Raw genomic sequence first — 26,487 nt, 5'->3', positions numbered from 1 at the left:
TGTCCTCCTATTCTAGTTAAAGAAATTCAAAGCATGTGCTACATCGTCCTCAGCTAACCCATGCATAATAACAGGACCGTCATAAACCTTACTTAATTCATTTAGATATTCCATTAAGGGCAAGTTTCCTTTTCCCACCGGTGCAAAAGTGATCTTCGCTTCGGATACAAAAGCATCTTTGCAATGCGCAATGGCAATGTGCTCCTTCAGCGCTGTTAGCGTTTTTGAAATCTTACCTAAGAGGTCCTTATGATCCTGTGGGGTTACTAGATTTGCTGCATCATACAAAACCTTAAGATAGGGTGTGTCTAGATCTTGTAATAGTCTCAAAGCATCTTCTGCCGTACTCACCACATTGGCTTGTTCAGGTTCAAATATTAGCGTTACTTGGTTTTCTTCTGCAATTTTCAGCATCCACGCAAGACTTTCATGCAATAGTGACCATGCCCTCACTGTATGATTGTCAGGATGAGAACTCCAGAAATCTTCTTGGTTCAAACTACCCGTAGAAATCGAAACATACGGAACAGCTAATGCAGCTGCAGCCTCAACTACATTTTTAAAACACTGCTGATTTTCAACTTTCTTCTCCTCATTTAGCTCTAGCGTATTAAACGTTCCTGAGATCACAGCAATGCTAACTCCACTGTTCATTACTGCTTCTCTGATTTGATGGATGGTCTCCTGACTAATCTCTTTAGGCAAGCTTTCCAGTCCTACATTAGCAAAATTGAATTGAACGCTACTTATGCCTTGGGCTTTGATTTTGTGTAAGGCGATCCCCAGTTCATAGTTCAAGTATACTTTTGAGAAAATTCCTAGCTTCACAAGTTACACCTCCTTTACCTATTTTCAACTTCATCATACACGTAATTTCGATTATAAACAATAAAATTCAATTAACAAAAGAATAAATGATCTGCAAAAAAAATATAAAAAAGTGCTGGCAATAATGCCAACACTCTACAAACAATTATCGATTTCGATTAATCATGTAATTCAATAAATGCTTCAGAAAAGCAATATTACGAGGGATCTCCTTTAACGCTTCCATAGCGAGACAGTAGTGTTCCCACATCTCTTTTCTTGCGCCGTCAGCACCAAGGATAGATACAAACGTTGAATTGTTATTCTCCACATCCTGACCTATCGGCTTACCTAGTAAATGATGATCTCCTTCCAAATCGAGCAAATCATCTTTAATCTGAAAGGCAATCCCCGCATGATAGGCAAATTTTTTCAAAGCCAGAACTTCAGTTTTCTTAACCTGAGCCAGAATCGCTGGCATCACTAGTGAAGCTTCAAATGCAATTCCGGTCTTATAAAAGCAAATCATATTTAATTGCTCTAGCGTCAATGCTTTTCCCTTAGAATTCAGATCCATTGCCTGACCCATACATGTATCTTCTGCTTTTTGGGCTGAATATTGCATCAAGGCTAGCACTGCTTTTGCATCAAAAGAATGAAGTGACGCCTGTTCCTCGATCGACTTCTGAATCAGAAATAGTCCGGTTAATTCCGCCGTTGAACTAGTATACATTTCGTGTAGAGTTGCACGACCTCTTCGAGTTGAGGCATTATCCTGGGATGGAAGATCATCGAAGATTAGAGAAGCGGTATGCATATATTCCAAAGATCTCAGAAGTGGCACAATTGCGGATGCATCTAGACCATATTCGTTAACACCCATGACCCAAGTCAATATAGGTCTTATCCGCTTGCCGTCGCCTGCTAGACTATAATTAGCCGCATCAATAAGCAACTCTTTCATTTCTGGCGTCCCGTCTGGCTTGGCTATCAGCAATTGTTTATTGATTTGATCGCGGACCCTTTGAATCGTATCTCGAAATTCCGCTTTTTCCTTCTTGCTGTTTTTTAGATTCAAAAGCAACTGATCCCGAAGCAGTTTATCAAAAAAATCCACATCGTCCGCTTTCTGCACCATCTGCTGGACAAGCCGATTAAACGCTGGGTGACCAGAAGCAAAAATCTCCATGATCTCTTTATACTTCTCAATTCCTACACGTTCTTTACATCGCTTGAGACCATTAATGGCGCGATCTAATATTACTTCACGGGTTTTAGGATCAGAGCGATACACAGTGTGTATTAAATGGGAAATGACCGTCCAGTATAATTCAAAAGGATTGATCAGATCTGTACGTTGACTACGGTATTTTAAATAATAAGTATAGGGGGTTACCGCTCCCGCTTTCATATCGTCAAACATATCCGCAAAATCATCAGCCAGCTGATTATATAACCCATAGAAAAAGGTACGTTGATCAAATCCGTCATCTGCTGGAGCACTAATTACGGATCGGACAATTAAACGGGAAGAAGAGGATTTTAAAATGATGGGTATGAAAAGCTCTTCATTGCTGTATTCAGAGTTAGAAAGATCCTTCATACGATCCAATTCCTGAGAATGGAAAAATACAAAAGACTGCTCGAAAAATGCATCCTGCATTTCTTCCCGCTGATACCCTCTAATATACTCAAAAGCCTCCTTGAGCTCCGAATGTACAAATCGAATGAACGGCATGTTCTCTCCGGACCATTCACCCAATTCCGGTACAACTCTATTAAGGATCGCAGTGTGTATCATATGAGAATACTGTTCTTTCTCTTGGTCGGTTAAGACACTGGAATCAAGGAGATCATCAATGAATGGATAAGTTAGGCCATATGAATAACCAAGTCTAATGGCTTCACCAATCCTCTTAGATCGCTCCACAGGTGGTACGTCATCGTCCATCTCTTCCATCACATGGAGAATCACCCCAATAATGATCTTGATTAATTTACGCTGCGCTTGCTCGGGATTCATTTCCTTCGGAAGATGTGCTGATACCCGCTTAAGTTTGTCTATCACCCAAATCGTGGCCGTTTCAACGCCTTCCTTCTGAGCCCAACGGTAAATCCCGGTGAAATTCATGAAATCTGACTGATCCTCCGAACTTGTGGAGCCTGGAAGAATCATTTGATTTCTAATGTCGGCAACCATACGCTTAATCCGGAGCTGTGTATTCGGTGAATCCAAAGCTTGCCCCAGATCTCTCATATAAAGATAGGAAACACTTCGATCCAAATAATCATCCAATTTACCGGTCTGATTCAGCCATCCTAGATATCTATGACAATCCTGAGAATCAGGTTTCCTCTTTCCTCTTGATAAAAAGGACAACCATGAACGGCGATGAATATGGTTCTTCTTCCACAATTGAAAATCTTCAATCAAGGTAGACACATAAGTTTTTTCTTTGAACTGTTCACGAAGAGATGCAAAATACTGAGCTGCCTTCTGCTCAGCGATCGAATATCCTGTATCGGCGTAATCTGTAAATTTTTCATTCATAGGTGATGACCTCAACTTCTCTTTTTGTTAACATGCCCCATTAGGGAAGAACAGAATTTCTTCCTGAATGAAATGTTCATCAGTTAATACGGTCAAAACTCTTTTGGGTTACGAAAAAGAAGCTTGACTAATCAAGCTTCTTTCAAAATAACTATACACAAATTATTCTATTTAGATTAATCTGCATTATGCTCCTTTACTTGGATCTTTAGCGAGAGCGTCGATCCTAATTCCTTTTGTATATATGCTAAATCTGTTATCTGCTCGATATGATAAACGCCGCCAGGAAACGGATAATCATAGAGGAGCTTTGATACTGCTGCTGTCACTTTTGCAGTGATAATGGATTGATTCTTTCCTTGCAATATTAAATCAGCATGCATTGGCTTCCCCTCTCGATTTCTTCCACGAGCCTCAACCTTGATAGCGAACTGGTCGCTCCCAATATGCAGCCGCTCCATAGCACGAACCATCCACCTGTTCACCCAGCTTGTCTTTAACAAACGAACGGCCCCTGTTTTTTTGGCTATAGCCAGCACTTTAGTAACGAAAACTGAGTCCAGACAAAATCGCGTGGAGATGGACGATGCTTTGAGCGTTCGGGCAAGCGTCTGTTGATCTGAGAATGGGAAACGATAAGCATATCGATTCCCTAAATCCTCACCAAAATGATACGGTTTGCTGTCTGTGAAGCTCTCAACCTCTACCTGACAATTCTTCTGCTTAACTTCAAATTTTTCTCCTAAACTATTCACTGTCCATTCGATCGCCGCCTTACCATGAGAATCACCAAGTCCGAGCATAATCGCGATTTCGATTTCCTCCGTCTGTTCTATCAGTCTTTCTGCTTCAAGAGCCATTAGATTGGTTATTCCGGGTGCAAGCCCTACACTAAGAACGGCGCTAGATCCATGTCGTGCAGCTTCTTCGTATAACGCCTCAATTTGAGATAAAAACGGACCGCTCGCTGATACATCCACATAATACGTACCACTACGAAAGCAGGCTTTTACAAAATCCGTATTCGTTTGATCCAAACACATAATGATTAGCTTCACTTGATCTAGTAAATGTGGAGGTATCGGCTTATTAATATCTAACTGTAACGGCTTGATCCTGCCGTGAGTAGATTGACTGAACCTCTCTGCTTTTTCAAGACTTCTCCCTGCAGCAAATACTTTACCTGGATACTTCTTCTCTAATATTTCACATATGGTACGCCCTACATGTCCATAACCACCAACAACAACAATATCTTCTTTTTCCTGCATTATTATCACCGCATCCTATATAATAGAGTTGATTAAGAATCATTCTCAATTATACGGATTTCGCTTCCGTTCACTATCCCACAAATGTGGGAGTTCGATATAATCCATTAAGGACTAGAGGGCTACTCAATGAATACCCATAAACAATTCATTCTAATAAAGAAACAAATCGTTAAGCTAGGTATGGTTACTGATTCATCTCACAACTACCGTACTTCCTTGCTGACTCTCTTACGTGAAGCTGTTCCCTTTGATGCTGCCTGCTGTACTCATGTTGATCCACAGACATTGCTTTCGACAGGTGCGGTTACTGAAGACAATGTAGAGTCCATTCATCCCCACTTGTTCCAGATCGAATACGGTGAGGATGATGTTAACACCTATGAGCAAATGGTTCATAGCAAGCTCCTCGTCGCTACAATATATGAGGCAACCATGCAGAAACCCGAGCGGAGTGCACGCTATCGAAAGGTTTTGTCTCCTGCAGGCTTTGGGGATGAACTACGTGCAGTCCTTATTCTTGGCGAATCTTGTTGGGGATATTTGACGCTGTACAGGAATGCAGATCAATCGAAATTCTCACAAGAGGAATGTGATTGGATCACCTTGCTCATCCCTCTGATTGCAGCAAGAATGCGGGCTTTCAGTCTTGAGCTTCCAGAGAGAGATGAGACTTGGCTTGAAGATCATTACGGTTCGGGCATTGCAGTTTTATCTGATGTCTTGGCTCTTCTTTCCTCCAATCCCTCAGCGGATCGCTGGTTAGGCAAACTCCGCTCATTGGAAATGATCGAGGCTCATGTTCTACCTCGTCCAATCCGTGCTGTAAGCACGCAAGCGTTAAACAGCCCTTCCGAATCTATGGGGATAGCGAAGGCATGCATTCGTATGACTGAGGGGCCCTATTTAGTCGTTCGGGCAAGTCTTCTTAAGGCTTCCAACGGTCAGAACCAAATTGCCATTTCATTCGAACCCGCGCGTCCTGCTGACATGCTCCCCATCATTGCTGAAGCTTATGGTTTGACGGAACGTGAGCAACAGCTATTACACGGTGTAATTCGAGGATTATCCACTAAAGAATTGGCTTCTGCACTGCATATTTCTGCATACACCGTCCAGGATCATTTAAAGTCCATTTTTAGCAAAGCAAATGTCAGCAGCCGTAGAGAACTTATTTGGTATTTGCATTCACGCTACAATATTGCTCAAGCTTGAGTAATTCGAGTTAAAGGATATATAAGTTGTATGTCCTTCTCTGTAATTAGTCCTTCATATAACGAATGATTATGGTCTGCACCTACAATACACAAGATTCTTTTCTCTGAGTGGCCTTTTATGGCGTTTTTGATTCGCTGAATCATTATAAGATGTCTACAACCCCATCTGAACTGATGTGCTTGCGGATTGATTCGTTCTAACCATTCATACTTCTGTCTCGTAATAGTGTCATATTCTAATGAATTAAAGGGAATTGCACTTGAATCCACTGTAGAAAGCTGTCTTTGAAACCATTGCTCTAACTCATATTCCAATTCTTTTCTCTGATCTTCTTTATAGCTATTAAAAGGATCAAAATCTGTCCAAACATCCAATTCAACCCAATCAATAGGGACAAATTCATAATTCTCTTCTTTACACAAAGGGAAAATGAGATCCCAATATTCACTTGCAGGTTCTCCCCAATATCCACGGTAGTTACTGTCCTTCTTATAATGTTCCCAACTACTAGGAAGGACTTCTCCACAAATAATATCTGGATTAAACTCTAAAATTAAATCCTTTATGAACTCTAAAGAAAAATGATATTTTTGCCTAAGTTCATCATCGTGAACCACTCCTAAAATACCTACAATTGACACGAAAATCCTCCTATCTCCAACTAATTCCATTATTATCTAATTTTACAATTGTCAAATTTGATAATATTACAATAGGAATATAATGTAAATCATTATTTAAAAAAATAGACTGAGCACCTATGAATAGAGGGCTCAATCTGTTTAAATGTAACATTTCACTAGTGCATTCGTTAATATTACAAAGCAACCATCCTTTAATGCGAAGCCGTATACTCTCCCAATTCAGAAGCCGGATCAAACTTTTCCTTACTCATCACAAATGCAGCCAGTAGAGCGATAACAGACGGAATAATTGCCCATGCAAAAGTGTGAACAATCGATGAGGATAATCCCTCTGTAATCTTATCAAGAACTTCAGTAGGGATTTTCTCACGAGTATCCGGAGTCAAAATAGTACTTGGATCGCTTAAATTTACCCCTATAGGTGCCGCACCACCGCTACTGAACATGGATGCTAATTTATTCGAAAACACATGACTTTGGATAATACCGAATACTGTTATGCCGAGTGTCATTCCTAGTTCCCTTGTAAAACTAAGTGTCGAACTTGCGGAACCACGCTGCCTTGCTGTAAATCCATGAATGGCTGCGTTACTTAGAACAGAGAATGAAGAACCTATTCCAAGACCTACTAGAAACATAAATATGGTGACCATGAACCGTGAAGAATCTGGTGTTAATGTGGTTAGCAAGGCGATACCTAAAACAAGCAGTATTAACGTCGATATCATGATGGTGCGATAATTGAACTTCGAGAGCAGGAATCCGCCCCCCGCTGCAGTGATAACGGAGCCGAGCATTATAGGAAGTAGAACAAGACCCGAATTCGTTGCTGAGCCGCCAAGCACCCCTTGAATGTAGATTGGAATGTACACCGAGGCTGTAATAAATGCTGCTCCGCTAAATATAGCCATAACATTACTCGTAGAATAAAGACGATTCTTGAACATGCCGAAAGTAATGATGGGTTCTTCTGCACGACGTTCGATAAAAATAAATCCCACGATAAACACTACAAAAGCTAAGAACAACCCCAAAATCATAGCAGAGTCCCAAGCATATTTTTTTCCACCCAGCTCAATCGCAAACATGAGACATAGGATGGAAGCTACAAGTGTAAACGCACCTAGGTAATCGATCTTTTCCTTGGAATGCTCGACAGACTCTTTGTAGAAGAAAGCAATCAAAAAGAAGGCAATAACACCTATAGGTAAGTTGATGTAAAAGACCCAAGACCAATGAATGTAATCCGCTATGTAAGCGCCAATAAGAGGTCCGAAAATACTTGATATACCATAAGCTGCTCCGAATAATCCACCGATCTTCCCCCGTTTTTCCGGAGCAACCACATCGAACATGATGGTGAACGCAATCGGAACGAGTGCCCCTCCACCAATACCCTGAATCGCACGATAAATACTCAGCTGAACTATAGAGTTTGCGGTACCACATAAAGCAGATCCGATCATAAATACAATAATTCCGAAAATAAAGAAACGCTTGCGGCCATACATATCCGATAATTTTCCGAAAATCGGCATTCCTGCCATCTCAGCTATCATATAAGCAGAAGTCACCCACATCAGTTTGTCAAAACCGCCAAGATCCCCTACGATTGTTCCCATTGCAGTTGCTAATATAGTGTTATCCATGGATGCCATAAGTGTGGCCAGCAATAGAGCCGCTATAATAATCCCTACATTATTTTTCTTCTCCAAGTTCTTTACCATTCTCTTTTGTTCCCTCCACTTTTCCTTATTTTCGAATTTAATCTTATCGTTATAAGATCGCACACCAGCCTCTCTCTAAACTTCTTGATGCATTACCTTTTGCAAAACTTTAATAATTCCGATAAAATGAATTCAATTAATCGCACGTTCATCGAGTATCTTTATTATCTAATATCTCGATTATCAAGATATTAATATTTTAAAAGGAGGGCTCTCTTTTGTCAAGAGATCGACACAATCAAGCGAAAAATCAGCAGGAAGACTTCACCTTGCGTATGCGGGGCCTAGGAAGTCGAACGATACTATATCAGCAAAATGTGGCAGCTTCACTTGGGTTATATAATAATGATTATCTATCCATAGATATCCTCCATGAAAGAGGTCCCATCACCGCTGGTGAACTGTCCAAACTAACCGGACTGGCTACAGGCAGTGTTACGGCATTAATTGATCGACTTGAAAATAACGGTTTTGTCCGCAGACAAAATGACCCCAGTAATCGTCGTAAGGTAATTATTGTCCCTTTGTATGAAAATAATGAGGTCGGGAATGCCTACCTTCCCCTGCATGCCGAGATGCTTAAATTAGCTTCCACCTACTCGGATGAAGAGCTTGAACTTATTACACAATTTGTTGGCAAAGCAAGTGCGGTTCTGGAAGAGCAGATTCATCGTCTAAGCTCCGCAACAAACAATAATTCTTCTACTTAAGCCTTAATTATTCATCAAAAAAGGACAATACCCATTGTCTAATTACAATGGGTATTGTCCTTTTTTTTCTCACATTATTCGAATGTTACTTCGTATCTATGGAAATAGACAGCTTTCCATTGGATTCAATTAAAGAAATTTTGGCGTTATCCGTCTGCCATACCCTACGAAAGTTTGTACCTTCGCCTTCTTTTTCCATATCTGCTGTGCTACCTTCACTCTTAGTCGTAAGCTCTCCAAGTTGTTGCGTTATCTCTTGCGTTAATTTTTCCTTGGTAGCTTCTTCAAAATGAATCGTCTCTCCAATCACTTTTCCAGTGTGATCATAGGAGACCTGAAGATTTGCTTCGTGATTCACAATCTTCTCGTTATATTCGCGGGATAAAAGAGTAGAATTCGTACCTTCATTACGATTAGGTGCGCCTTTGCCGAGAGCTTGGACAACTTGAGCATCCTCTTTTCCAATCAAAGTGGCAAGTTCCTCAAGGCTAAATCTTTCCTCAGCTCCACTTGGCACAACCGTTGGAGGTGGTAGCTGGGATTTATCTGCTACTGGTCTTGAGCATGCACTAAGTGCAAGGACCGTAAGCAGTAGTAAACAAGTTTGTTTTAATATCTTCATGGGTTTCATTCCCTTCATTGCTAGCTCTTGATGTATTTTTCACAATTTATTGAATGATTATGTATTGATGGAGCCAAATCCGTCCAAAAAAGACGATATCCCATGAAGTCAAATGACTTTGAGATACCGTCCTACATCATGAATCTTGCAATTAAAGGGAAGCTGAGGATTGGCTGACCCAAGCCACTAATTGAGCCGTATCCACTGTATCCCCTTTTCGTAGTTTCAGTGTTTTTCTCTCCGGAGGGCCCTCGAACATTCCTTCTGGAAACTCAAGCTCATTCGTATTAAAAATAACAAAGCTTACCGCATCTTTTGAAGTTGAAATAGCTGCTGCGTACTTACCATTTTTCAAAAAATGAGGCTTCTTATACTGAATTCGTTCTTGTACATCTGGGATTGCTTGGTGAACAACCTCACGAAGATTAGTAGATAACTCCACCTGCCATGGTTCTTTTAATGCTTCAATAAAATCGATGACTTCTTGATTCATATTTTATCTCTCCTTTATGTACGTATCGGTTTAAAATACTATTGAATTAACTACGATGTTCCTAAGTTACACGCTGCCGCCCGATTCAGCAAAAGAATCCTTTCACGTTCATTCTCGGTTAAGGATGCGGCACGTTCAAACTCTGTACGCGCCTCATCATATCGCCCCAGCTTCAGTAGAAGATCACCACGAACGCTGGGCAGCAGATGATATTCCCTCATGGATGGTTCAGTATTCAGCTCATCCACAATTTGCAGTCCAAAGGTTGGGCCAAACGCCATGGATATGGCGACCGCTCGGTTTAATTCGACGATCGGCGAAGGCATGACTCTCGAAAGCGCTTCGTACAGTGCAGAAATACGGATCCAGTCTGTCTCTGCTGCAGTAGACGCCTGTGCATGACAAGCAGAAATTGCAGCCTGAAGTGAGTAAGGTGCGGGCGGACGTCCAAGCTTTCGGCTACGCTCTAATGCAGTCAGGCCACGGCGGATCAGTAATTGATCCCACTGTGCCCGGTTTTGATCCATAAGTAGAATAGGCTCCCCTTTGCTATTAACCCTCGTCCTAAAACGCGAAGATTGAATCTCCATAAGGGCGACCAGTCCATGAACCTCAGGTTCATAAGGGGCAATCTCAGCTAGTACCCGTCCTAACCTCAGCGCCTCCTGGCATAACAGCGGACGGATCCAATCCACTCCAGAGGTTGCAGAATAACCTTCATTAAACATAAGGTAAAGGACTTCAAGCACCGTAGACAAACGGTCTTTAAGCTCTTCTTGAACGGGTACCTCAAAAGGAACCTTGTTAGCACTTAGGGTTCTCTTCGCCCGAACAATTCGCTGAGCAATCGTTGATTCGGCGACTAGAAAAGAACGTGCGATTTCATCTGTCGTCATTCCACATAACAGTCGAAGGGTCAGGGCTACTCTGGCATCTTGTGACAACACAGGATGACAGGTCATAAAGATCAGACGAAGGAGATCGTCACTGATCTCCTCATCTAACGCATCATCTATATCTACCTCAGTGTATAAATCCATGCTATGTGCAACCTCTACGTATTTCTGATCTCGAAGCTTGGTCCTGCGAATAAGATCAATCGCACGCCGTTTCGCGGTGGTCATCAGCCAAGCACCTGGATGATCTGGAATCCCCGTCTCTGGCCATCGATTAAGGGCAATTACTAATGCGTCCTGAGCAAGATCTTCTGCGAGACCTACGTCCCGTACCATGCGCGTTAAACCCGCAATGATTTTTGCCGATTCCATTCGCCATATTGTATCAATCGTTCGATGCGTATGGGAGAAACTCACGTTTGCTTCTGCTCCTCAACCTGTTTACGAAGTGCTGCTTCTTTCGCCAATGTTTCGGGATCGTCCATTAATTCCTCCGGCTCGAATACCTGCCTTAACTCAATCTCTCCTTGGCCAAATCCATGAGGGTCCGGCATACGTAAAGCCCATTCAATGGCTTCTTCTCTTGATTTGACCTCAATCAGCGTATATCCAGCGATCATTTCTTTAGCTTCTGTAAACGGACCATCCATAACTTTCGGTTTGCCGCCAGCTTCCGGATATGAAATTCGAATACCACTGGAACTCGGTTGCAATCCATCGCCAGCCAGCAACACACCTGCTTTCACCAATTCCTCATTATACTTCTGCATAGCATCAATCAGTTCTTGACTAGGCATAATTCCCGCCTCTGAATCTGTGGTAGCTTTAACAATCATCATAAATCTCATAGGTGTATCCCTCCTATTTTTAATTTCCCATAAAGAATGCAGTAAGCTCAGTTGAAATGATCCTTGTATTGAGTTTCTTCGTATGACCGAGCCCCTTTTTACTTAACAGTTTCGCATTAGGTAGTACTTTAGCTATTGCTTGAGCACCATGCCGTAAGCCAACAGGACTCTCCGTACCTTCGAGGACCAGCGTTGGAATGGTAACTGCGCTCCACAATGTGGCAGGAAGCGGCTTTCCGTCCATATACCCATCCAATAAAACAGCATCATAGGGAAGAGTGTGCGCTACAGCCATTAGGTTAGACCATACACTTGGCATTAAGCGCATCAATTTAACAACAAACGCAGGTGCTCCCATACCTTTAGTCATAAAATACTTAATTGCCTCAGATCGGCGATTTGTAGCAATAAGCTCAGTAACATTCATTACGAAATCTAGAGGCGGCTTAGGATCCGAAGCATCGACAACAAATGGAGGCTCATGCAGAGCTAATTTTGTAATATTTGCTCCATCCGCTGCTGCCTGTAGAGCAAGAACTGCTCCAGAAGACAATCCCCAGACATATGCCGATCCTCCGGCCGCATTAATTATAGCCTGCAGATCTTCGATCTCACGAGCTATTGCGTATGGCTGAGTGTCTCCGCTATCGCCACGACCTCGTCGATCGTAATTGAAGACTGTGAAATTCTCAGACAACAGATCAACTAACTGTACCTGACCTGGGAATTTTCGGTAGCTAAATGCACCTGTCACTAATATAAGTGCTGGCCCTTGACCCATTTTGTCATAAGCAATCTTAGTTCCGTCCATTGAAGTTACTAAATGCATTTCATCTCTCCTTCGCTTTAACGTCTGATATCCGGACTTCTATTTAAACGACGAACGGAAGATGATGAAATCGACACATTCCTAAAAATTTATTTCTTATGAGATAAATACTATATCCTACCATTTATTTCTTGCTCATCAAGTCAATATCCTTCTCCGAAGTTTTAAATTTTCACTATCCACAATATAAAAAAAGGAAAAGTTCCGAAGAACTCCTCCCTCACACTATCGCTTAATGAATCGTCAGATTAAAACCGCTCTGAATATAATTCAGGTTGGGGTTAGCGATATTCGTAGTCGTCAGGTTGTTAAACGTTGCTGAACCATTGCCTGTGTAAGTATAGATTGCCGAACCCTGATGTGGCCCAGAGAAACGTGAAGTAGTAATACCATCAAGCCCAGTACCATTAATATTGATGTTGTTAAACACGATATTCTCAAATCCACCACCATAACCGAACTGGATTGCATCGCGTTGTGTATTGATGATATCAATATTGGTAAAGGTGACGTTCTTGATGGCATCATTCGATGCCTCTAAATCGATGGCTCCACGTTCTCCACCATACAGATCTTTACTGGTACCACTTGTGATAATCGTAGTATCTGAGAAAACAATGCCCGCATTATTCTGGAAATGGTAACCAGGGAAAACGGTGTTCATACGAATACCAGAACCACCTACAGTGTCGATGATGTAGTTGTGATCAGCCTTATGACCGCCGCCTCCAAAGAATGCTATGGCTGCTGCACGCCAGTTATTCTCAATCGTGTTGTAGGAGAATGTGTTATTTACACCCGCCGGAGCACCATTGGTGTTACTAGTCCATACTGCAAGACCATCGTCACCGTTATTTCTTACGTTGGTGTTTCGAACAATCGAATTGCTAGTGCCTTGGGAGTAGTTGATACCATCGGCAAGATTGTTCCGAATCCGGCTGTTTTCAACCACAAGCCCACTGGCATAAATAGCAGGTGTATGAGCATAGTCCCCTACCCACATGCCACATTCAAAATGTTCTACCCAGACATCATGGATAATTGAATTAGTACCAAAGTTATCCATAAATCCTTTGTAAATTGCATTTTGTCCATAACGGGATCGCAAATTCGAATTCATGTATACATTACTAAAATCTAGCTTGCCGCTAATACGGAGTGAAATACCGCCTCCCGCCGCATTAGGATTAGTAAACTGGAGGTTCGTATGCCAGATTCCAGCACCCGTCACCGTAAAGTTGTTAATCATATTGCTGGCAGAACCAATTTCCCACATGCTGCTAAGATTAAATGTTCCGGCAGGAATATACATGCTCTTACCGCCTGCAACAGCTGCATTCACCGTTGCTTTAAAAGCTGCAAGGTCATCTTGACCATCATTTGCTACAGCACCATAATCTGTCACTGACACGGAGTTCGCCGGACGAGAGACTGCAGTAGGAACGGGTTCGATTTCGAGGAAATCAACACCATACTCCAAGCTATCTCCATTGTTCTTCTGAATACGGATGATATCTCCAGGCTGAAGAGGAGTATCCAATTTCCAGTGGACTTCGTCAAATCGGAAGAGCGGACGCCCAGCACTAGGAGTATCACCAGGCATATCGCCCGAAAAATACTGCCAGCTGTAGTAGGATGTCAACGATACCGTTTTGACTTTTACTCCATTCACATACACGTCAAGTGAACCATTCAGTCCCATACCATCCGAAGAGTCAGGCATAGTAAATCTCATAGTCACACCCGCGCCGCCTTGTCCTTGTCTGACTGTCCATCCCACGTTCGAGCCGTTTGAAGGAAGGGCTACATAACGCTGACCAGATGCTTCTGAAGCAATTAGTGCTTGATCAAACGTAGGTGCTGATTTCAACGTAGCACCACCACCGAGAGTAGCATCTTCGGTATCGTACCGACTATAAGGCATGCTTGCACCACGTAAAGCATAGACCACCAGATTAGTTGTGCTTATATTGTTTGATTGCTTCGCTGTTACCTCATTAGCATCCACTTCAACAGTAGTGGTTACAGTGTAATTACCGTTGACTGCTGTCCATGTCCCTGGAATCGTGACGTTAACGGAAGCTCCAGCAGCAAGGGTCCCGGAATAGGATCCATTAAATGCTTGAATCGTGGTACCCGCTGAGTTTTTAAGAGCTACAGTAACACCATGAGAACCGCTTGCAGAAGCAATGGTTCCTTGATTCTTGAGATTTACGGTAAAAGCTACTGTACTATTAGCCACTGGATTACTTGGTGTCCATGTAGTCACACCAACTAAGTCAGAGCTGGAGACTGGAGCGATAACAAGAGATGCCCCGTTCGTATAGCTGTTATTCCCTTCGTTCTGCTCGAAAATCACATTGTTCTCATCTACTTTAGCGCTGAGAGCATAGGTCGCAGCGGTTTTGGCTCCAGCGTTTAATGTCATTGAGGCTGTTGTTGATGCGCCTGCAGTTAATAAACCTACTGGAGCAGATCCAACGAGCTCATTGTTTAAGTAAAAGTTGACAGTGGTTGCTGCGGAGCTAGCATTACCGTTGTTCTTAACAACTGCATTTAATGTAATTGCACTTGTCTCGACAGGAGTAGTAGGTGACCAGGACATACCCGTTATCATTAGATCAGGGTTCGCCCCTGGTGTACCGAATACTTGAAACTCCGCGATTTGCCCAGCAGGAGCACCAGAGTTCGAAGTGATATTCAACTGCAGACGTTTAACCGTTGCCGTAACCGGGATGGCTACTGTGTTGCCCGAAGCTGGATTAAACGTATACGATTGAGCCGATACCAAATTACCGAAGGTAGTCGTGTCTTGATTGTGACCGAGCACCTGAATCGTTTGTGTGCGAGTACTCCATGCAGAGGCTGGATTCAGCTTCAAAACGATTGACGTAATGTTGTGGTTCGCCCCTAAGTCGAGGGTGAGTGAACTTGGATTGCTGCCACCTTCCCAGTACGTGCTTGTGTCATTATCGTTCGCATTTGTTGCTACGAACGTTTGTGTACTGGAAGAAGCGGTAATCGTCTTGCCGACAGCAATATTACTCCCAGGAGCAGGTGTTGGTGTGACCGTCGGTGTTGGTGTTGGTGTCGGCGTTGCTGTTGGTGTGACCGTCGGTGTTGGTGTGGTTGTTGGCGTTGGTGTTGGCGTTGGTGTTGGTGTTGGTGTTGCTGACGGTGTTGGTGTGGCTGTCGGTGTCGGAGTAGGTGTTGCAGGTGGTGTTGTTGTCGTCGACGCTACAGTGATTTGGTCAAGGTTAACATTGCCAGAATCACCAGCATCATATTTATATGCTATGGTGTTGTTACCCGCATTTAGATTAAGAACTTCTACTTTAGTGCTCCATGAATCCCAATTTGGTAAGTTAGATAATGAGGTCTGGCCAATTTTAGCACCATTGACATAGACACTTATTGTCTTTGCACTGCCACTTGCATTAGCGTATTTCAATGTCACCTCACGACTACCTGCTGCTGGCACGCTAACCGTGAATGTCGTTGTTGCACCTTGTGTCAAATATCCATCCACGAAGCCCGCGCCGGAGTAACCGGCATGATCCGTGTTCACTTTAGCTCCTCCAGACAGTGAAGCAGATTCAGCTTCATGAGTGCCGGAAGGCGATGGAGTTGGAGTAGGGCCACTAGTGCCGTAAATCTCGAATTCAGAGAGCTGAGCTGCCGGCCAACCTGTGTTGCTTGTTACATTCAGACGAACATAACGCGTACTGGTTGAGGCAAAGTCGATGGTAACACTGTTCCCTGCCACTGATGGATTGAATTCATAATTCGCAGACCCTACAATGTTTGTGAATGTCGAACCGTTTGTGCTACCTTGAACAGCCAATGTTTGCGTCCGCGTCTCCCAACCAGAAGGGAGCTTTAGAACGATTTGATCAATATTCGTATTTGCACCTAAATCGACTTGAATCCATTGCGGGAATGCATTATTCGTACTTTCCCAATACGTGCTTTGATTACTGTCTTTAACATTGTCAGGACTATAAGTTTGTGATTGACCGCTCGCAGTTACATTTTTGCCCAGTGTCAGGTTTGGTCCTCCGGAGGCTGAAACAAAATTAAGTGGGCCCGCAGCCAAGAATAAACTTGAAATCAGCATGGATACTACCAGCGACCATACAACATACTTGTTACGCATTTTAATTTTAATCCTCCTTAAATATGTTAGATTCTCAAAAATTCACGAACCTATCAGAGTGCTCAAATGGTAGCGTTTTCAATAGAGATCATCCAGAGCACATTAAAAAGAACCACACCCTCCCTTCACTTTCAGACACACTCATTATAGATAAATAGTAGCTCAAACTATAAGATGTAATTCTACGGAAAAGGTAAGTGATACCATTATCGCGAAACTATGCGATTTATGGAATCTATGACATCCGTTTAAAAATAAAAAAAGAGCCTGATTTATCAGGCCCGTTCTTTGTCTTCACTTTTGGCAGGAGAGTTTAATAATACCACTCCTCCTACTATTAATACTATTCCGGCAAAAGTAAGAATACCAAATGGATCTCCCCACACAACAATACCCACAATTGCAGTTAGAACAGTACCTACTCCCGACCAAATCGCATAAGCTAAGCTTAACGGTAATTCTCTAAGGCTTATGGATAAACTATAAAAAGCAATAATAAAACCAATAATAACCCCTATAGAAGGGAGTAATTGCGTGAATCCTTCTGACATTTTCAACATAGTAGTCCCTACGACTTCGCTAGCAATCGCTATACTTAGAGCAATATATCCTACATTTCTTTTCATGCTGCAGCCTCCAAATTCTAATGAGCCCCACCTGAGAGCTTCATAATGATTACACCACCAATAATAAGTAGAAGACCTAGTAATTTCTTACGATTAAAATTCTCTTTATAAAAAACTACGCCAATTATAGCTGTCAAAGCTGTACCTACCCCTGACCAAATCGCATAAGCTGTACCTAATGGAATTGTTTTTAGCGCTAAAGAAAGACTATAAAATGCTAAGCCCATACCAAGGATCACGCCAATGGATGGGAATACCCTTTTAAACCCGTTAGACACTTTTAGCATTGAACTGCCAAATACCTCACAGATGATCGCTGTTGCAAGTAATACATATGAATTCAAAGATAACCTCTCCTTACTTCGTCATATTTATCAATTCTTGAATGACTTTCGTGCGTAATTCATCATCTAGCACACCCAATCCGAACATTTCGGAATACCATAACCCATCTGCTGCCAACCTAATGATAGTGGAGCGTACAGGATCAATGCCATCGTTCTCTATGTTTTGTTGCCATGTTGCATATTGACTTTGAAATTTGTTAAGAATATCTGGATTTGTGAAAAGAGCAGCAAGAAGCGCGGTACCAATCTCTTTGCCCTCTTTAATATCAACATCCATGGCTTCAGTAATAGCACGACTCCACTTCCCTTTTTCAACCGTTTCGCTCATTGCTCTATCTTGAACATTGGTAAAAAAATGGTTCGTTAGATCTTCGACCATCCCTATGATCAAAGCTTCTTTATTTGGAAAATGGTGCAGTAGCCCGCCCTTACTGACCCCGGCTTCTTTAGCCACAGCTTCAAGCGTAAGCTTCTCTACTCCATTATTTTTAACAACTGTGGAAGCAGCCAATAAAATAGTTTTACGTTTAGAATTACTGTTCACATTAATCACCTCTGTTATTTACTATACCGTCTGGACGGTTTTATTGTCAAATAAAAAATAAGCCTGCTAATCCAGGCTTACTAAACCATAATTAAATTAACTCTTTAATATACCAAGCATCACATGCGAAATGCTCTGAGCCAGCTAAAGGGGCATCTAAAAGTTCGAAACCGTTTTTCATATAAAAACGGTTAGCTGCATGCATGTTCTGTAATGTCTCCAAATAACATTTATTGTAATGAAGCTTGGCAAAATCCAGCGCCGTATTTAGGAGTTCAGAAGCTATCCCATTACCTCTAACGGACGGAGATAAGTACATTTTTTGCAACTCACATATGTCGCCCTTATTGCCGAAAGGCGCAATGCCACACCCGCCCAATATATTTCCATCTTTTTCTACAACCCAATAGGCCTGATTATCACTATGATTGTAATACTCATATAAATGCTGCAGGCTGTCATCTTCCCACGCAAGCCCCGCCCTATTCCCGCCAAACTCAATCAGACAGCTCCTAATAATCTGTTCAATCGCACGATTATCGTTCTTATGTATTCTTCTGATGTTCATGATCAATCTGTCCCCTAACTTTTGAATATCAATCTATTGTTATACTATTGTACCACCTCAATGAAAGGATAATTATAAGGGATTTCATACATAATATAGGTGAATTTATAAAAGGAGGGACTTTAATGAAAGTGGCAGCTAAGCAGCTCTGGATTGCAGCATTAGGCGGTGTGAATGAAATTGGTAAGAATATGTATTTCCTGCAATATGCTGATGATATTATTGTCATTGATTGCGGTTCTAAATTTCCGGACGAAAGTCTACTGGGGATTGACCTCATTATTCCTGATGTTACGTATTTATTAAGCAATCTTGATAAGATTCGAGCATTAGTAGTTACACATGGACATGAGGATCATATTGGAGGAATTCCGTATCTACTCAAACAATTAAATCTTCCGATCTACGCATCTCGGTTAACCTTAGGTCTAATTGAAAATAAACTGAGGGAACACGGAATATTACGTCAGACCAAGCTTCATGTCATTGATTCTGAGTCTACTTTACAGCTAGGAGCGATTACTACAACGTTCTTTAATACCAATCATAGTATTCCGGATTGCCTTGGTGTTGTATTCGATACCCCAGAAGGGACCGTTGTTCATACAGGGGATTTCAAATTTGACATGACCCCTGTTAATAAGCAGTATCCCGATATACATAAAATGGCTGACATCGGGAAGAATGGTGTAAAGTTCCTGCTCTCAGAGAGTACCAATGCAGAACGCCCAGGCTTCACCCCCTCTGAAAAACTCGTTGGCGCTCATATAGAAGAAGCATTCATGAAAGCTAACCGTAGAATTTTTATCTCTACCTTTGCTTCAAATGTACACCGTCTACAACAGATCATTGAAGCTGCTCGTTTAACCGATCGTAGATTAACCTTACTTGGCAGAAGTATGGTTAATGTTGTCCGAGTAGCCCAGGAACTCGGGTACTTGAGCATTCCAGATAACATGCTGATCGAGCCTACAGAAGCTGCCAAACTCCCTCCAGAGCAAGTAACTGTATTATGTACAGGCAGTCAAGGAGAGCCCATGGCTGCGTTATCTCGACTGGCTAACGCAAGTCATAGGCAGATGGAAATCCAGGCAGGCGACACTGTTCTGATAGCAGCTAATCCCATTCCCGGGAATGAACGCAATGTATCTAGAATCGTCGATAATTTATACGTGCTTGGCGCTAAAGTCATCTATGGATCACGCAGCGAGCTTCATGTATCTGGGCATGCAAGCCAAGAAGAGCTTAAATTAATGTTAACCTTGATGAAACCTGAATATTTCATACCGATTCATGGTGAATACCGTATGCTACATCATCACAGCTTATTAGCAGAGGCAGTTGGTGTTAACCCCAATAATATCTTTATTCTAAAAAATGGAGATATCGTCGAGTCATCATCAGGTGTCGTCCGTCAATCTGGCCGAGTGGCAGCTGGACAAACCCTAGTGGATGGCCTTGGGATTGGAGATATTGGTAATGTCGTTCTTCGCGATCGTCGCCAGCTGTCAGCAGACGGTATTTTGATTACAGTGATTACATTAAGCCAAGAAGATGGACGTTTATTAAACGAGCCGGATACCATATCCAGAGGATTCATCTATGTCCGTAACTCAGAAACTTTAATGGAGGAGATCAACAAGCTTGTAACCTCCACCCTTCAAAAGATGAGTGAGGCTGACCTAGGCGAGTGGAATATCATCAAGCAGACCATCAAGGAGACCCTAAGTAGATTCCTGTACGAAAAAACGAAACGACGTCCAATGATTCTCCCCATCATTATTGAGGTGTAGTAAAAAGGAGCTCCTGTAATAGGGGCTCCTTTTTCATATCTAATGAGAATTAAGAACTATGTTATCCATAATTTCAATGTCTCTGCTTCTAGCGTCATTTTTTGATGAATAATAATGATTTGCTCTAGACGATTAACCCGCTCCTGAAGATTAGCGTTTAACAGGTCAGATTGTAGCTGAGCATTCAGAGAAAAGTATTGTGGCACTTCCCAGACACTACGTAAAGCAGTGCTTAAACAATAACCATATCTTGCAAGGGATTCGTCCCCCTGCCATCCGCTAGCCTTTAATCCTTTGATATACGAATGGAATAAAGACTCTTTGAATTCCTCGTAACGATCGATAGGAATCACACCAAGACTCATATTTACGCCAAACATTTTACCAAGATCTTCACCTAAACCTGATATGCTCATAAATTGCCAGTCTATCAAGACTAACTCTCCGGTTTGAGTTAACAGCATATTCATTTGACTGAGGTCCTGATGGGCTAATACTCGCGGCAAGCGATGGAGAGCATTCAAGTTACTGTCTATCTGATTAGTAAAGTCTTTGAACCATGTCCAAAGATTTTTTTCATTGTCTCTAAGTAATTGATGAATATATTCCTCAGGGTTAGGTGCATACATTTTACTTGCAGTAGTCCATGATTTAAGCCAGCTTCTGCATATCCATTTAGCATCAGGAATGTTCTTCACATTAAGATATGCCCCGTTGAATCTTCCCAACTGCTCGGCGATAAAATCAAACCGCTCCTTCGTATGCGCATATCCCCCGTCTATTCGTTCCATCCATAACCATACGGTACCATCTACTTGTTCTTCAACAAGATAACACTTAGGAGCTTGGATTGAGCTAGGAAGCTCATCCAGAATCTTAGATTCAAAGACTAGGGCTTCTCGTCGCCAGTAATTGTGATGTGCTGGATCCTCTTTTTCTACACTATCAGACTTGATGATTTTTAATATGATTGACCATGGAAGCTGCTCGTTATTAATTAGTGCGATACCCTGAAGATGAAAGATACCCGCTGTTGTAAAGTTAGGTGTTTTATAATCTAAATCCTCGCAAGTGAAATTGACTATTTCTATTTCTTGTTCTCCAAAAATTCGTTGAACACTGATGTTAAGCTGATCCATTTTATTCTCTAACACATAGACCCTCCCCACTATCCATAAAAAAGCCTATAAAGCGTAACTGATTCGTTAACACCTCATAGGCTTGTTTAATAAAGATTTGCTTATTAGAATACTTTTGTTGTCCAATCTTCGCAATTCCAGATATCGGTGACAATGTCTTGATAAAAATCTGGTTCGTGAGAGATCATGAGAATGCTTCCCTTATATGCTTTCAGCGCACGTTTCAGTTCATCTTTGGCATCGATATCCAAGTGGTTCGTCGGCTCATCTAATACGAGAATGTTGGTCTCACTGTTAATGAGTTTACATAGACGCACTTTAGCTTTTTCTCCACCACTTAGAACAGCAATCTTACTTTCGATATGTTTCGTGGTCAGTCCACATTTGGCAAGGGCAGCACGTACTTCGAATTGTGATAGGGATGGGAATGTATCCCATATCTCCTCGATACAAGTCTTGTAATTGCCTTCTTTCATTTCTTGCTCAAAGTATCCAATCTCTTGATGGTATCCACGTTCTACCGAACCGGACAATGCTTGGATTTCGCCTAAGATGCTGCGAAGCAAGGTGGTTTTACCGATCCCGTTCGCACCGACCAACGCGATCTTTTGTCCACGCTCCATTAACAAATTTAGCGGTCTGGACAACGGTGTGTCATATCCGATAACCAATTCTTTAGCTTCGAAAATCATCTTGCCCGCAGTTTTACCTTCTTTAAAGTTAAACTGTGGTTTTGGCTTCTCTTTTGCAATCTCGATGATTTCCATCTTGTCGAGCTTCTTCTGTCTGGACATTGCCATGTTACGGGTAGCTACGCTGGCTTTGTTACGTGCAACGAAGTCTTTCAGCTCTGCAATTTCTTGTTTCTGACGGTTATAAGCAGATTCAAGCTGTTGTTTTCTCATTTCGTAGACCTGTTGGAATTGCTCATAGTCACCCACATAACGGGTCAGCTTTTGATTTTCCATATGGTAGATCAGGTTGATAACGCTGTTCAAGAAAGGCATATCATGTGAGATCAGAATAAATGCATTATCATACTCTTGAAGATAACGTCTCAGCCATTCAATATGCTGCTCATCCAGATAGTTCGTAGGCTCATCTAGGAGCAAAATATCTGGTTTTTCAAGCAACAGCTTCGCAAGCAAGATTTTGGTACGCTGACCACCACTAAGATCAGCTACGTCACGATCCAATCCAATATCTGTGATTCCTAGACCGCGCGCGGTTTCTTGTATCTTCGCATCGATCATGTAGAAATCTTGATTTGTAAGCGTATCTTGGATCGTACCAACTTCTTCAAGCAGCTTTTCCAACTCTTCAGGCGACACGTCACCCATTCTGCCGTACATATCATTCATCTCTTGCTCAAGATCAAAGAGGTATTGAAAAGCGCCTCTAAGTACATCTTGAATGGTCATGCCTTTGGTCAACACTGCATGCTGATCGAGGTAGCCAACACGCACCCGTTTGGACCATTCGACCTTACCTTCATCCGGTTGCAGCTTTCCTGTAACAATATTCATAAAAGTGGATTTACCTTCGCCGTTAGCGCCGAATAATCCGATATGCTCGCCTTTTAGAAGACGGAATGAAACATCCTTGAAGATCGCACGATCTCCAAAACCATGACTTAATCCTTCTACATTTAATATGCTCATTTATGGACACCTTTTTCTTATTTTTCTCGCTATATTATAAGCAGGATTACACAAAAACTCAATGGAGAAGCAAAAAAATATCATATTATGGACCGTAACGCGAAATATCTCAGGTTCTCAAAACCTACGGTAGATGAGGATTTTACGCTGGCGATTACTCATCTTCTTTTATATGATAATATTTAGAGATAGACTGTAGCAATGAATTGAGGTTCTAAGGAGAGACAATGATGAACAAACTTGTATTTTTTCTAGGGCCAGCTGGGGCAGGCAAAACGACATTAGCTAAAGCGATCGCTTCCCGGCGTAAAGTCCCCTTCTTTGATATGGATATCCTTTTACGACCAGCGGCAGACGCCATCATGACCTTTCACGGATTGGACCCGGCAGACAGAGACTCTGCCGATTACAAAAGATTATGCCGTGATTTGGGCTACCGGATTACGATGGACGCAGCGCTAGACAATATAGGCCTGAATGTAGATGCATTTGTGGTTGGACCATTTACTAAAGAAGCTGCCAACCCTGACTGGATCAGCAGTGAGTTATCTCGAATCGGACGTTCGCTGCAAGATGTTGAGGTTAAAGTTGTCTTGGTCGAACTAGCCAATGAGGAATTGTATCGGACACGAATTCACGATCGACAATCACCATTAGATGAATGGAAGTTCCAGCATTGGGATGAATTTCGCAAATCATTTGGAAACCGCAGTGTGAAGTGGCCGCTTCCAAGTTCTAATGTGAAAGTGATCGATAATTCTGATCCAGACATAACTAAGACTGTGGCTGTGGTGGAGCATTTTATCTACGACTAGGAATTAATTAGCTCTTCAAAGATCATTCGTTTATGAAAAAAAAAGACCGGCAAAGAGAGAACTCTCTTGCCGGTCTTTTAAAATATAATATCAAAAAGTTTGGAGATTCAATTAATTCTTACTTACTTTCCAAGGCTTTCGCAAGAAGTGAGGCGTAACACTTGGAGCCCTCTGGTTTAAGATGTACACCATCTTGGTAGAAATAATCGTCTTTTCCTTCACTTGCAGAGTACCAGTCTACTACGGTCGTATTACTATATTCACTGGAAACTTTTGAAATATTGTGATTCACATTATTCTCCCATTTTCTTGGGACCCGTGTATTGACCAAAAAAATCTGCTCAGCATCACTTAATGAATCCAGTAAATTACGTAATTGCTTTGAACTAAAGGATCCGTTAGTCCCAAGCTCGATTATAACCTTTTTACCCAGCCGGCCTTGAGCTTTAAGCTGATCCACTACCTCCTGAGCTTTAGCCATCTGCCGACCAATCTTTCCCTCGATGACAATGCCAGGTAATTCCTCTGAAAGGTATGGTGCTGCATCCAAAATGACAGAATCTCCAATGGCCGTAACATCCGTTCCAGCTTGACTCTTCTCAGCCACAGGTTTCTTTTCTTCAGGAACAGATTTTTCCACTTCTGATTCAGGCTTTGCTATTTCTGTATTTGTAGTTCCCACCTTAGTATCAGCTTTTTTCACTTCAGGTTCAGTTGTAGCTGTTGCCAAGGCTGGTATTGATGGTTTATCAGTTACATTTTCGTCTATCGCTTTATGATCTGCGGGATCATTCTTTCTTCCCATATCTTGTTGTTCTTGCTGCTGCAGTCGTTGTTCTTGGTGTTGCAGTTGTTGTTGTTGTTGTTCATACTGCAAATCTGCCGATTCGATCGCAGACGTATCCGATCCAGCGTTTAACAAATAACCTTTGCATGCGATTGGGATAAGAATCACAGCAATAATAGCCATTAAGAAGCCTGGACGAAGACCACCCCTTCGTTTTACACTGATGTTCTTCCATGTTTCTTTAAATGAACCTCGACGAATGGGCTCCTCCACATACTTATATGACAATGCAGCTAGAAGAAAACTTACTGCTACCTGAATGATGATCCGAAGCATGCTGCTTTCTTCAGTACTCACATTCGGACTGCTAAGGATAATGACTGGAAAATGCCATATGTACAAGCTATATGATCGCAGCCCGATCCAACGCAAAGGTTTACAGCCTACGATCGATCCCAGACGGCTAGCAGGATGAGCTAGAACGGCAATAACTACAGCTGCAATCAAAGAAATCACTAAAAACCCACCACGGTAAAGTAAATCATCGAACTCATTAACCTGATTAAAAAGTACCAACAATAGAATGAGTCCTAATCCCCCTACAATATCAAGCACACGCCGAGCCGGTTCTGAGACGTTATCATTAAGTTTCTGACTTGGCCAAGCAACTGCAAGTGCTGCTCCAATGAGAAGCGCAAATAAGCGGGTATCCGTTCCATAATACACTCTACTTGGGTCAGTCCCCGGTACGTAGATCAATGCCATGGCTAAAGCAGAGACTGCTGCGCAAGCCATTATCCATGCAATAAGCTTACCTCGCCGACGAGCGATTTTCATCACGATGATGAGAACTATTGGCCATAGAATATAAAACTGTCCTTCAATAGAAAGCGACCATAAATGTCCGATAGGAGATGGTGGGCCAAAGCTTTCAAAATAGGAAACATTATGAAATATTAGCCACCAGTTATTGAAATAAAATAAGGAAGACATAAAGTCACCCTTGAGCCCAAACAATCTTGATGGTTCTATAATTAAAAGCCATATGGCAACCACAAAAAGCATAACGGCCATCGCAGGCAACAGCCTCCGCGCCCTACGAACCCAAAAGTCTACAAGGTTCAGCCTTCGGTGCCGCTCCCACTGGCTAATGATTTGGTCAGTAATGAGATATCCGGAGATTACAAAAAATATTCCAACGCCGAGAAGTCCACCCTCAGCCCAATTCAGATTCAAATGATATGCGATTACAGCGAGTACTGATAAAGCCCTTAGACCATCAATTCCTGGCACATAACGCCTGCCGCCTACAGATTGTATAGAAGACTGGCTCCTCATATTATTTCTGAAAAGCTTCGTGTTGTCTTTCATAATGTTTCAGTCCTTACCGTCGATTTATCGTTCATAAGTAAGACGCTGTAAACGTATGAAAAGT

22 protein-coding genes are annotated in these 26,487 nt (G+C 42.1%); 4 read left to right on the top strand and 18 right to left on the bottom strand.

Annotated elements, in window-relative coordinates; translation table 11 throughout:
• Positions 1 to 12: 12 nt before the first annotated feature.
• The 3 genes from PAENI_RS05240 to PAENI_RS05230 form a co-directional block, all read right to left on the bottom strand.
• Complete coding sequence (locus PAENI_RS05240; protein ID WP_149644482.1) at positions 13 to 828, bottom strand: sugar phosphate isomerase/epimerase family protein; 816 nt, start codon at positions 826 to 828, stop codon at positions 13 to 15.
• 145 nt (positions 829 to 973) lie between these two features.
• On the bottom strand, positions 974 to 3,358 hold the full coding sequence (locus PAENI_RS05235; RefSeq protein ID WP_149644481.1) for a polyprenyl synthetase family protein: 2,385 nt from the start codon (positions 3,356 to 3,358) through the stop codon (positions 974 to 976).
• 176 nt (positions 3,359 to 3,534) lie between these two features.
• Entirely contained in the window at positions 3,535 to 4,629 is a 1,095-nt protein-coding gene (locus tag PAENI_RS05230; RefSeq protein ID WP_188114478.1) for a saccharopine dehydrogenase family protein, read from the bottom strand.
• Between the two features lie 129 nt (positions 4,630 to 4,758).
• Here PAENI_RS05230 and PAENI_RS05225 point away from each other — a divergent pair, with 129 nt between their 5' ends.
• Complete coding sequence (locus PAENI_RS05225; protein WP_149644480.1) at positions 4,759 to 5,844, top strand: helix-turn-helix transcriptional regulator; 1,086 nt, start codon at positions 4,759 to 4,761, stop codon at positions 5,842 to 5,844.
• Here the strand turns inward: PAENI_RS05225 and PAENI_RS05220 are convergent.
• Positions 5,835 to 6,488, bottom strand: a complete 654-nt coding sequence (locus tag PAENI_RS05220) for a hypothetical protein (RefSeq protein ID WP_149644479.1) — start codon at positions 6,486 to 6,488, stop codon at positions 5,835 to 5,837. The two genes, PAENI_RS05225 and PAENI_RS05220, sit on opposite strands and share 10 nt — an antisense overlap.
• A 194-nt stretch (positions 6,489 to 6,682) precedes the next feature.
• Positions 6,683 to 8,218 (bottom strand): MDR family MFS transporter, encoded by a 1,536-nt coding sequence (locus tag PAENI_RS05215; protein ID WP_149644478.1) that lies wholly within the window; start codon positions 8,216 to 8,218, stop codon positions 6,683 to 6,685.
• 275 nt (positions 8,219 to 8,493) lie between these two features.
• Between PAENI_RS05215 and PAENI_RS05210 the strand changes: the two genes are divergently transcribed.
• Positions 8,494 to 8,928: a MarR family winged helix-turn-helix transcriptional regulator gene (locus PAENI_RS05210; protein ID WP_188114486.1), complete on the top strand. Its 435-nt coding sequence runs from the start codon at positions 8,494 to 8,496 to the stop codon at positions 8,926 to 8,928.
• A gap of 85 nt (positions 8,929 to 9,013) precedes the next feature.
• Here the strand turns inward: PAENI_RS05210 and PAENI_RS05205 are convergent, their stop codons facing one another.
• From PAENI_RS05205 to PAENI_RS05160, 10 genes are all read right to left on the bottom strand, one after another.
• Positions 9,014 to 9,550 carry a hypothetical protein gene (locus PAENI_RS05205; protein ID WP_149644476.1) on the bottom strand — a complete coding sequence of 179 codons (537 nt, stop codon included), beginning with the start codon at positions 9,548 to 9,550 and terminating at the stop codon, positions 9,014 to 9,016.
• A gap of 151 nt (positions 9,551 to 9,701) precedes the next feature.
• Positions 9,702 to 10,043 (bottom strand): DUF1801 domain-containing protein, encoded by a 342-nt coding sequence (locus tag PAENI_RS05200; RefSeq protein ID WP_149644475.1) that lies wholly within the window; start codon positions 10,041 to 10,043, stop codon positions 9,702 to 9,704.
• 50 nt (positions 10,044 to 10,093) lie between these two features.
• Positions 10,094 to 11,356: an RNA polymerase sigma factor gene (locus PAENI_RS05195; protein WP_149644474.1), complete on the bottom strand. Its 1,263-nt coding sequence runs from the start codon at positions 11,354 to 11,356 to the stop codon at positions 10,094 to 10,096.
• The gene (locus PAENI_RS05190) at positions 11,353 to 11,787 is read right to left on the bottom strand and encodes a YciI family protein (RefSeq protein WP_042188051.1); all 435 of its coding nucleotides are present in this window, start codon (positions 11,785 to 11,787) and stop codon (positions 11,353 to 11,355) included. Before PAENI_RS05190 ends, PAENI_RS05195 begins: the two co-directional genes overlap by 4 nt.
• Before the next feature lie 19 nt (positions 11,788 to 11,806).
• The gene (locus PAENI_RS05185; RefSeq protein ID WP_149644473.1) at positions 11,807 to 12,616 is read right to left on the bottom strand and encodes an alpha/beta fold hydrolase; all 810 of its coding nucleotides are present in this window, start codon (positions 12,614 to 12,616) and stop codon (positions 11,807 to 11,809) included.
• 232 nt (positions 12,617 to 12,848) lie between these two features.
• Entirely contained in the window at positions 12,849 to 16,772 is a 3,924-nt protein-coding gene (locus PAENI_RS05180; protein WP_149644472.1) for a discoidin domain-containing protein, read from the bottom strand.
• Positions 16,773 to 17,047: 275 nt separating this feature from the next.
• Positions 17,048 to 17,398 (bottom strand): DMT family transporter, encoded by a 351-nt coding sequence (locus PAENI_RS05175; RefSeq protein WP_149644471.1) that lies wholly within the window; start codon positions 17,396 to 17,398, stop codon positions 17,048 to 17,050.
• Between the two features lie 17 nt (positions 17,399 to 17,415).
• A complete protein-coding gene (locus PAENI_RS05170) occupies positions 17,416 to 17,742 on the bottom strand; it encodes a DMT family transporter (RefSeq protein WP_149644470.1) in 327 nt (108 codons plus the stop codon).
• Positions 17,743 to 17,755: 13 nt separating this feature from the next.
• A complete protein-coding gene (locus tag PAENI_RS05165; protein WP_149644469.1) occupies positions 17,756 to 18,289 on the bottom strand; it encodes a TetR/AcrR family transcriptional regulator in 534 nt (177 codons plus the stop codon).
• A gap of 91 nt (positions 18,290 to 18,380) precedes the next feature.
• Entirely contained in the window at positions 18,381 to 18,857 is a 477-nt protein-coding gene (locus PAENI_RS05160; RefSeq protein WP_149644468.1) for a GNAT family N-acetyltransferase, read from the bottom strand.
• A 125-nt stretch (positions 18,858 to 18,982) separates the two neighbouring features.
• Here PAENI_RS05160 and PAENI_RS05155 point away from each other — a divergent pair, with 125 nt between their 5' ends.
• On the top strand, positions 18,983 to 20,650 hold the full coding sequence (locus PAENI_RS05155; RefSeq protein ID WP_149644467.1) for a ribonuclease J: 1,668 nt from the start codon (positions 18,983 to 18,985) through the stop codon (positions 20,648 to 20,650).
• 56 nt (positions 20,651 to 20,706) lie between these two features.
• Here PAENI_RS05155 and PAENI_RS05150 read toward each other — a convergent pair whose 3' ends face one another.
• Both PAENI_RS05150 and PAENI_RS05145 read right to left on the bottom strand, forming a co-directional pair.
• Complete coding sequence (locus tag PAENI_RS05150) at positions 20,707 to 21,804, bottom strand: phosphotransferase (protein WP_149644466.1); 1,098 nt, start codon at positions 21,802 to 21,804, stop codon at positions 20,707 to 20,709.
• Positions 21,805 to 21,893: 89 nt separating this feature from the next.
• Positions 21,894 to 23,450: an ABC-F family ATP-binding cassette domain-containing protein gene (locus PAENI_RS05145; protein WP_042188035.1), complete on the bottom strand. Its 1,557-nt coding sequence runs from the start codon at positions 23,448 to 23,450 to the stop codon at positions 21,894 to 21,896.
• Positions 23,451 to 23,680: 230 nt separating this feature from the next.
• On the opposite strand from PAENI_RS05145, the gene PAENI_RS05140 reads away from it, so the two are divergent.
• A complete protein-coding gene (locus PAENI_RS05140; RefSeq protein ID WP_149644600.1) occupies positions 23,681 to 24,265 on the top strand; it encodes a P-loop nucleotide/nucleoside kinase family protein in 585 nt (194 codons plus the stop codon).
• A 118-nt stretch (positions 24,266 to 24,383) separates the two neighbouring features.
• Here PAENI_RS05140 and PAENI_RS05135 read toward each other — a convergent pair whose 3' ends face one another.
• Positions 24,384 to 26,390: an acyltransferase family protein gene (locus tag PAENI_RS05135; RefSeq protein WP_149644599.1), complete on the bottom strand. Its 2,007-nt coding sequence runs from the start codon at positions 26,388 to 26,390 to the stop codon at positions 24,384 to 24,386.
• Between the last annotated feature and the right edge of the window lie 97 nt (positions 26,391 to 26,487).

The sequence above is a fragment of the Paenibacillus sp. B2(2019) genome (genome assembly GCF_008370385.1).
GTDB lineage: Bacteria > Bacillota > Bacilli > Paenibacillales > Paenibacillaceae > Paenibacillus_AQ.
The sequence above is the reverse complement of the archived record's forward strand: the minus strand, read 5'-3'. Positions and strand labels throughout refer to the sequence as shown.

Excerpts from the sequence above, each read along its gene's own strand:
- PAENI_RS05180 (WP_149644472.1), bottom strand. The coding sequence starts at position 16,772 with ATGCGTAACAAGTATGTTGTATGGTCGCTGGTAGTATCCATGCTGATT.
- PAENI_RS05145 (WP_042188035.1), bottom strand. The coding sequence starts at position 23,450 with ATGAGCATATTAAATGTAGAAGGATTAAGTCATGGTTTTGGAGATCGT.
- PAENI_RS05140 (WP_149644600.1), top strand. The coding sequence starts at position 23,681 with ATGAACAAACTTGTATTTTTTCTAGGGCCAGCTGGGGCAGGCAAAACG.
- PAENI_RS05225 (WP_149644480.1), top strand. The coding sequence starts at position 4,759 with ATGAATACCCATAAACAATTCATTCTAATAAAGAAACAAATCGTTAAG.
- PAENI_RS05160 (WP_149644468.1), bottom strand. The coding sequence starts at position 18,857 with ATGAACATCAGAAGAATACATAAGAACGATAATCGTGCGATTGAACAG.
- PAENI_RS05175 (WP_149644471.1), bottom strand. The coding sequence starts at position 17,398 with ATGAAAAGAAATGTAGGATATATTGCTCTAAGTATAGCGATTGCTAGC.
- PAENI_RS05135 (WP_149644599.1), bottom strand. The coding sequence starts at position 26,390 with ATGAGGAGCCAGTCTTCTATACAATCTGTAGGCGGCAGGCGTTATGTG.
- PAENI_RS05155 (WP_149644467.1), top strand. The coding sequence starts at position 18,983 with ATGAAAGTGGCAGCTAAGCAGCTCTGGATTGCAGCATTAGGCGGTGTG.
- PAENI_RS05235 (WP_149644481.1), bottom strand. The coding sequence starts at position 3,358 with ATGAATGAAAAATTTACAGATTACGCCGATACAGGATATTCGATCGCT.
- PAENI_RS05200 (WP_149644475.1), bottom strand. The coding sequence starts at position 10,043 with ATGAATCAAGAAGTCATCGATTTTATTGAAGCATTAAAAGAACCATGG.
- PAENI_RS05210 (WP_188114486.1), top strand. The coding sequence starts at position 8,494 with ATGCGGGGCCTAGGAAGTCGAACGATACTATATCAGCAAAATGTGGCA.
- PAENI_RS05190 (WP_042188051.1), bottom strand. The coding sequence starts at position 11,787 with ATGAGATTTATGATGATTGTTAAAGCTACCACAGATTCAGAGGCGGGA.
- PAENI_RS05185 (WP_149644473.1), bottom strand. The coding sequence starts at position 12,616 with ATGCATTTAGTAACTTCAATGGACGGAACTAAGATTGCTTATGACAAA.
- PAENI_RS05230 (WP_188114478.1), bottom strand. The coding sequence starts at position 4,629 with ATGCAGGAAAAAGAAGATATTGTTGTTGTTGGTGGTTATGGACATGTA.
- PAENI_RS05205 (WP_149644476.1), bottom strand. The coding sequence starts at position 9,550 with ATGAAGATATTAAAACAAACTTGTTTACTACTGCTTACGGTCCTTGCA.
- PAENI_RS05215 (WP_149644478.1), bottom strand. The coding sequence starts at position 8,218 with ATGGTAAAGAACTTGGAGAAGAAAAATAATGTAGGGATTATTATAGCG.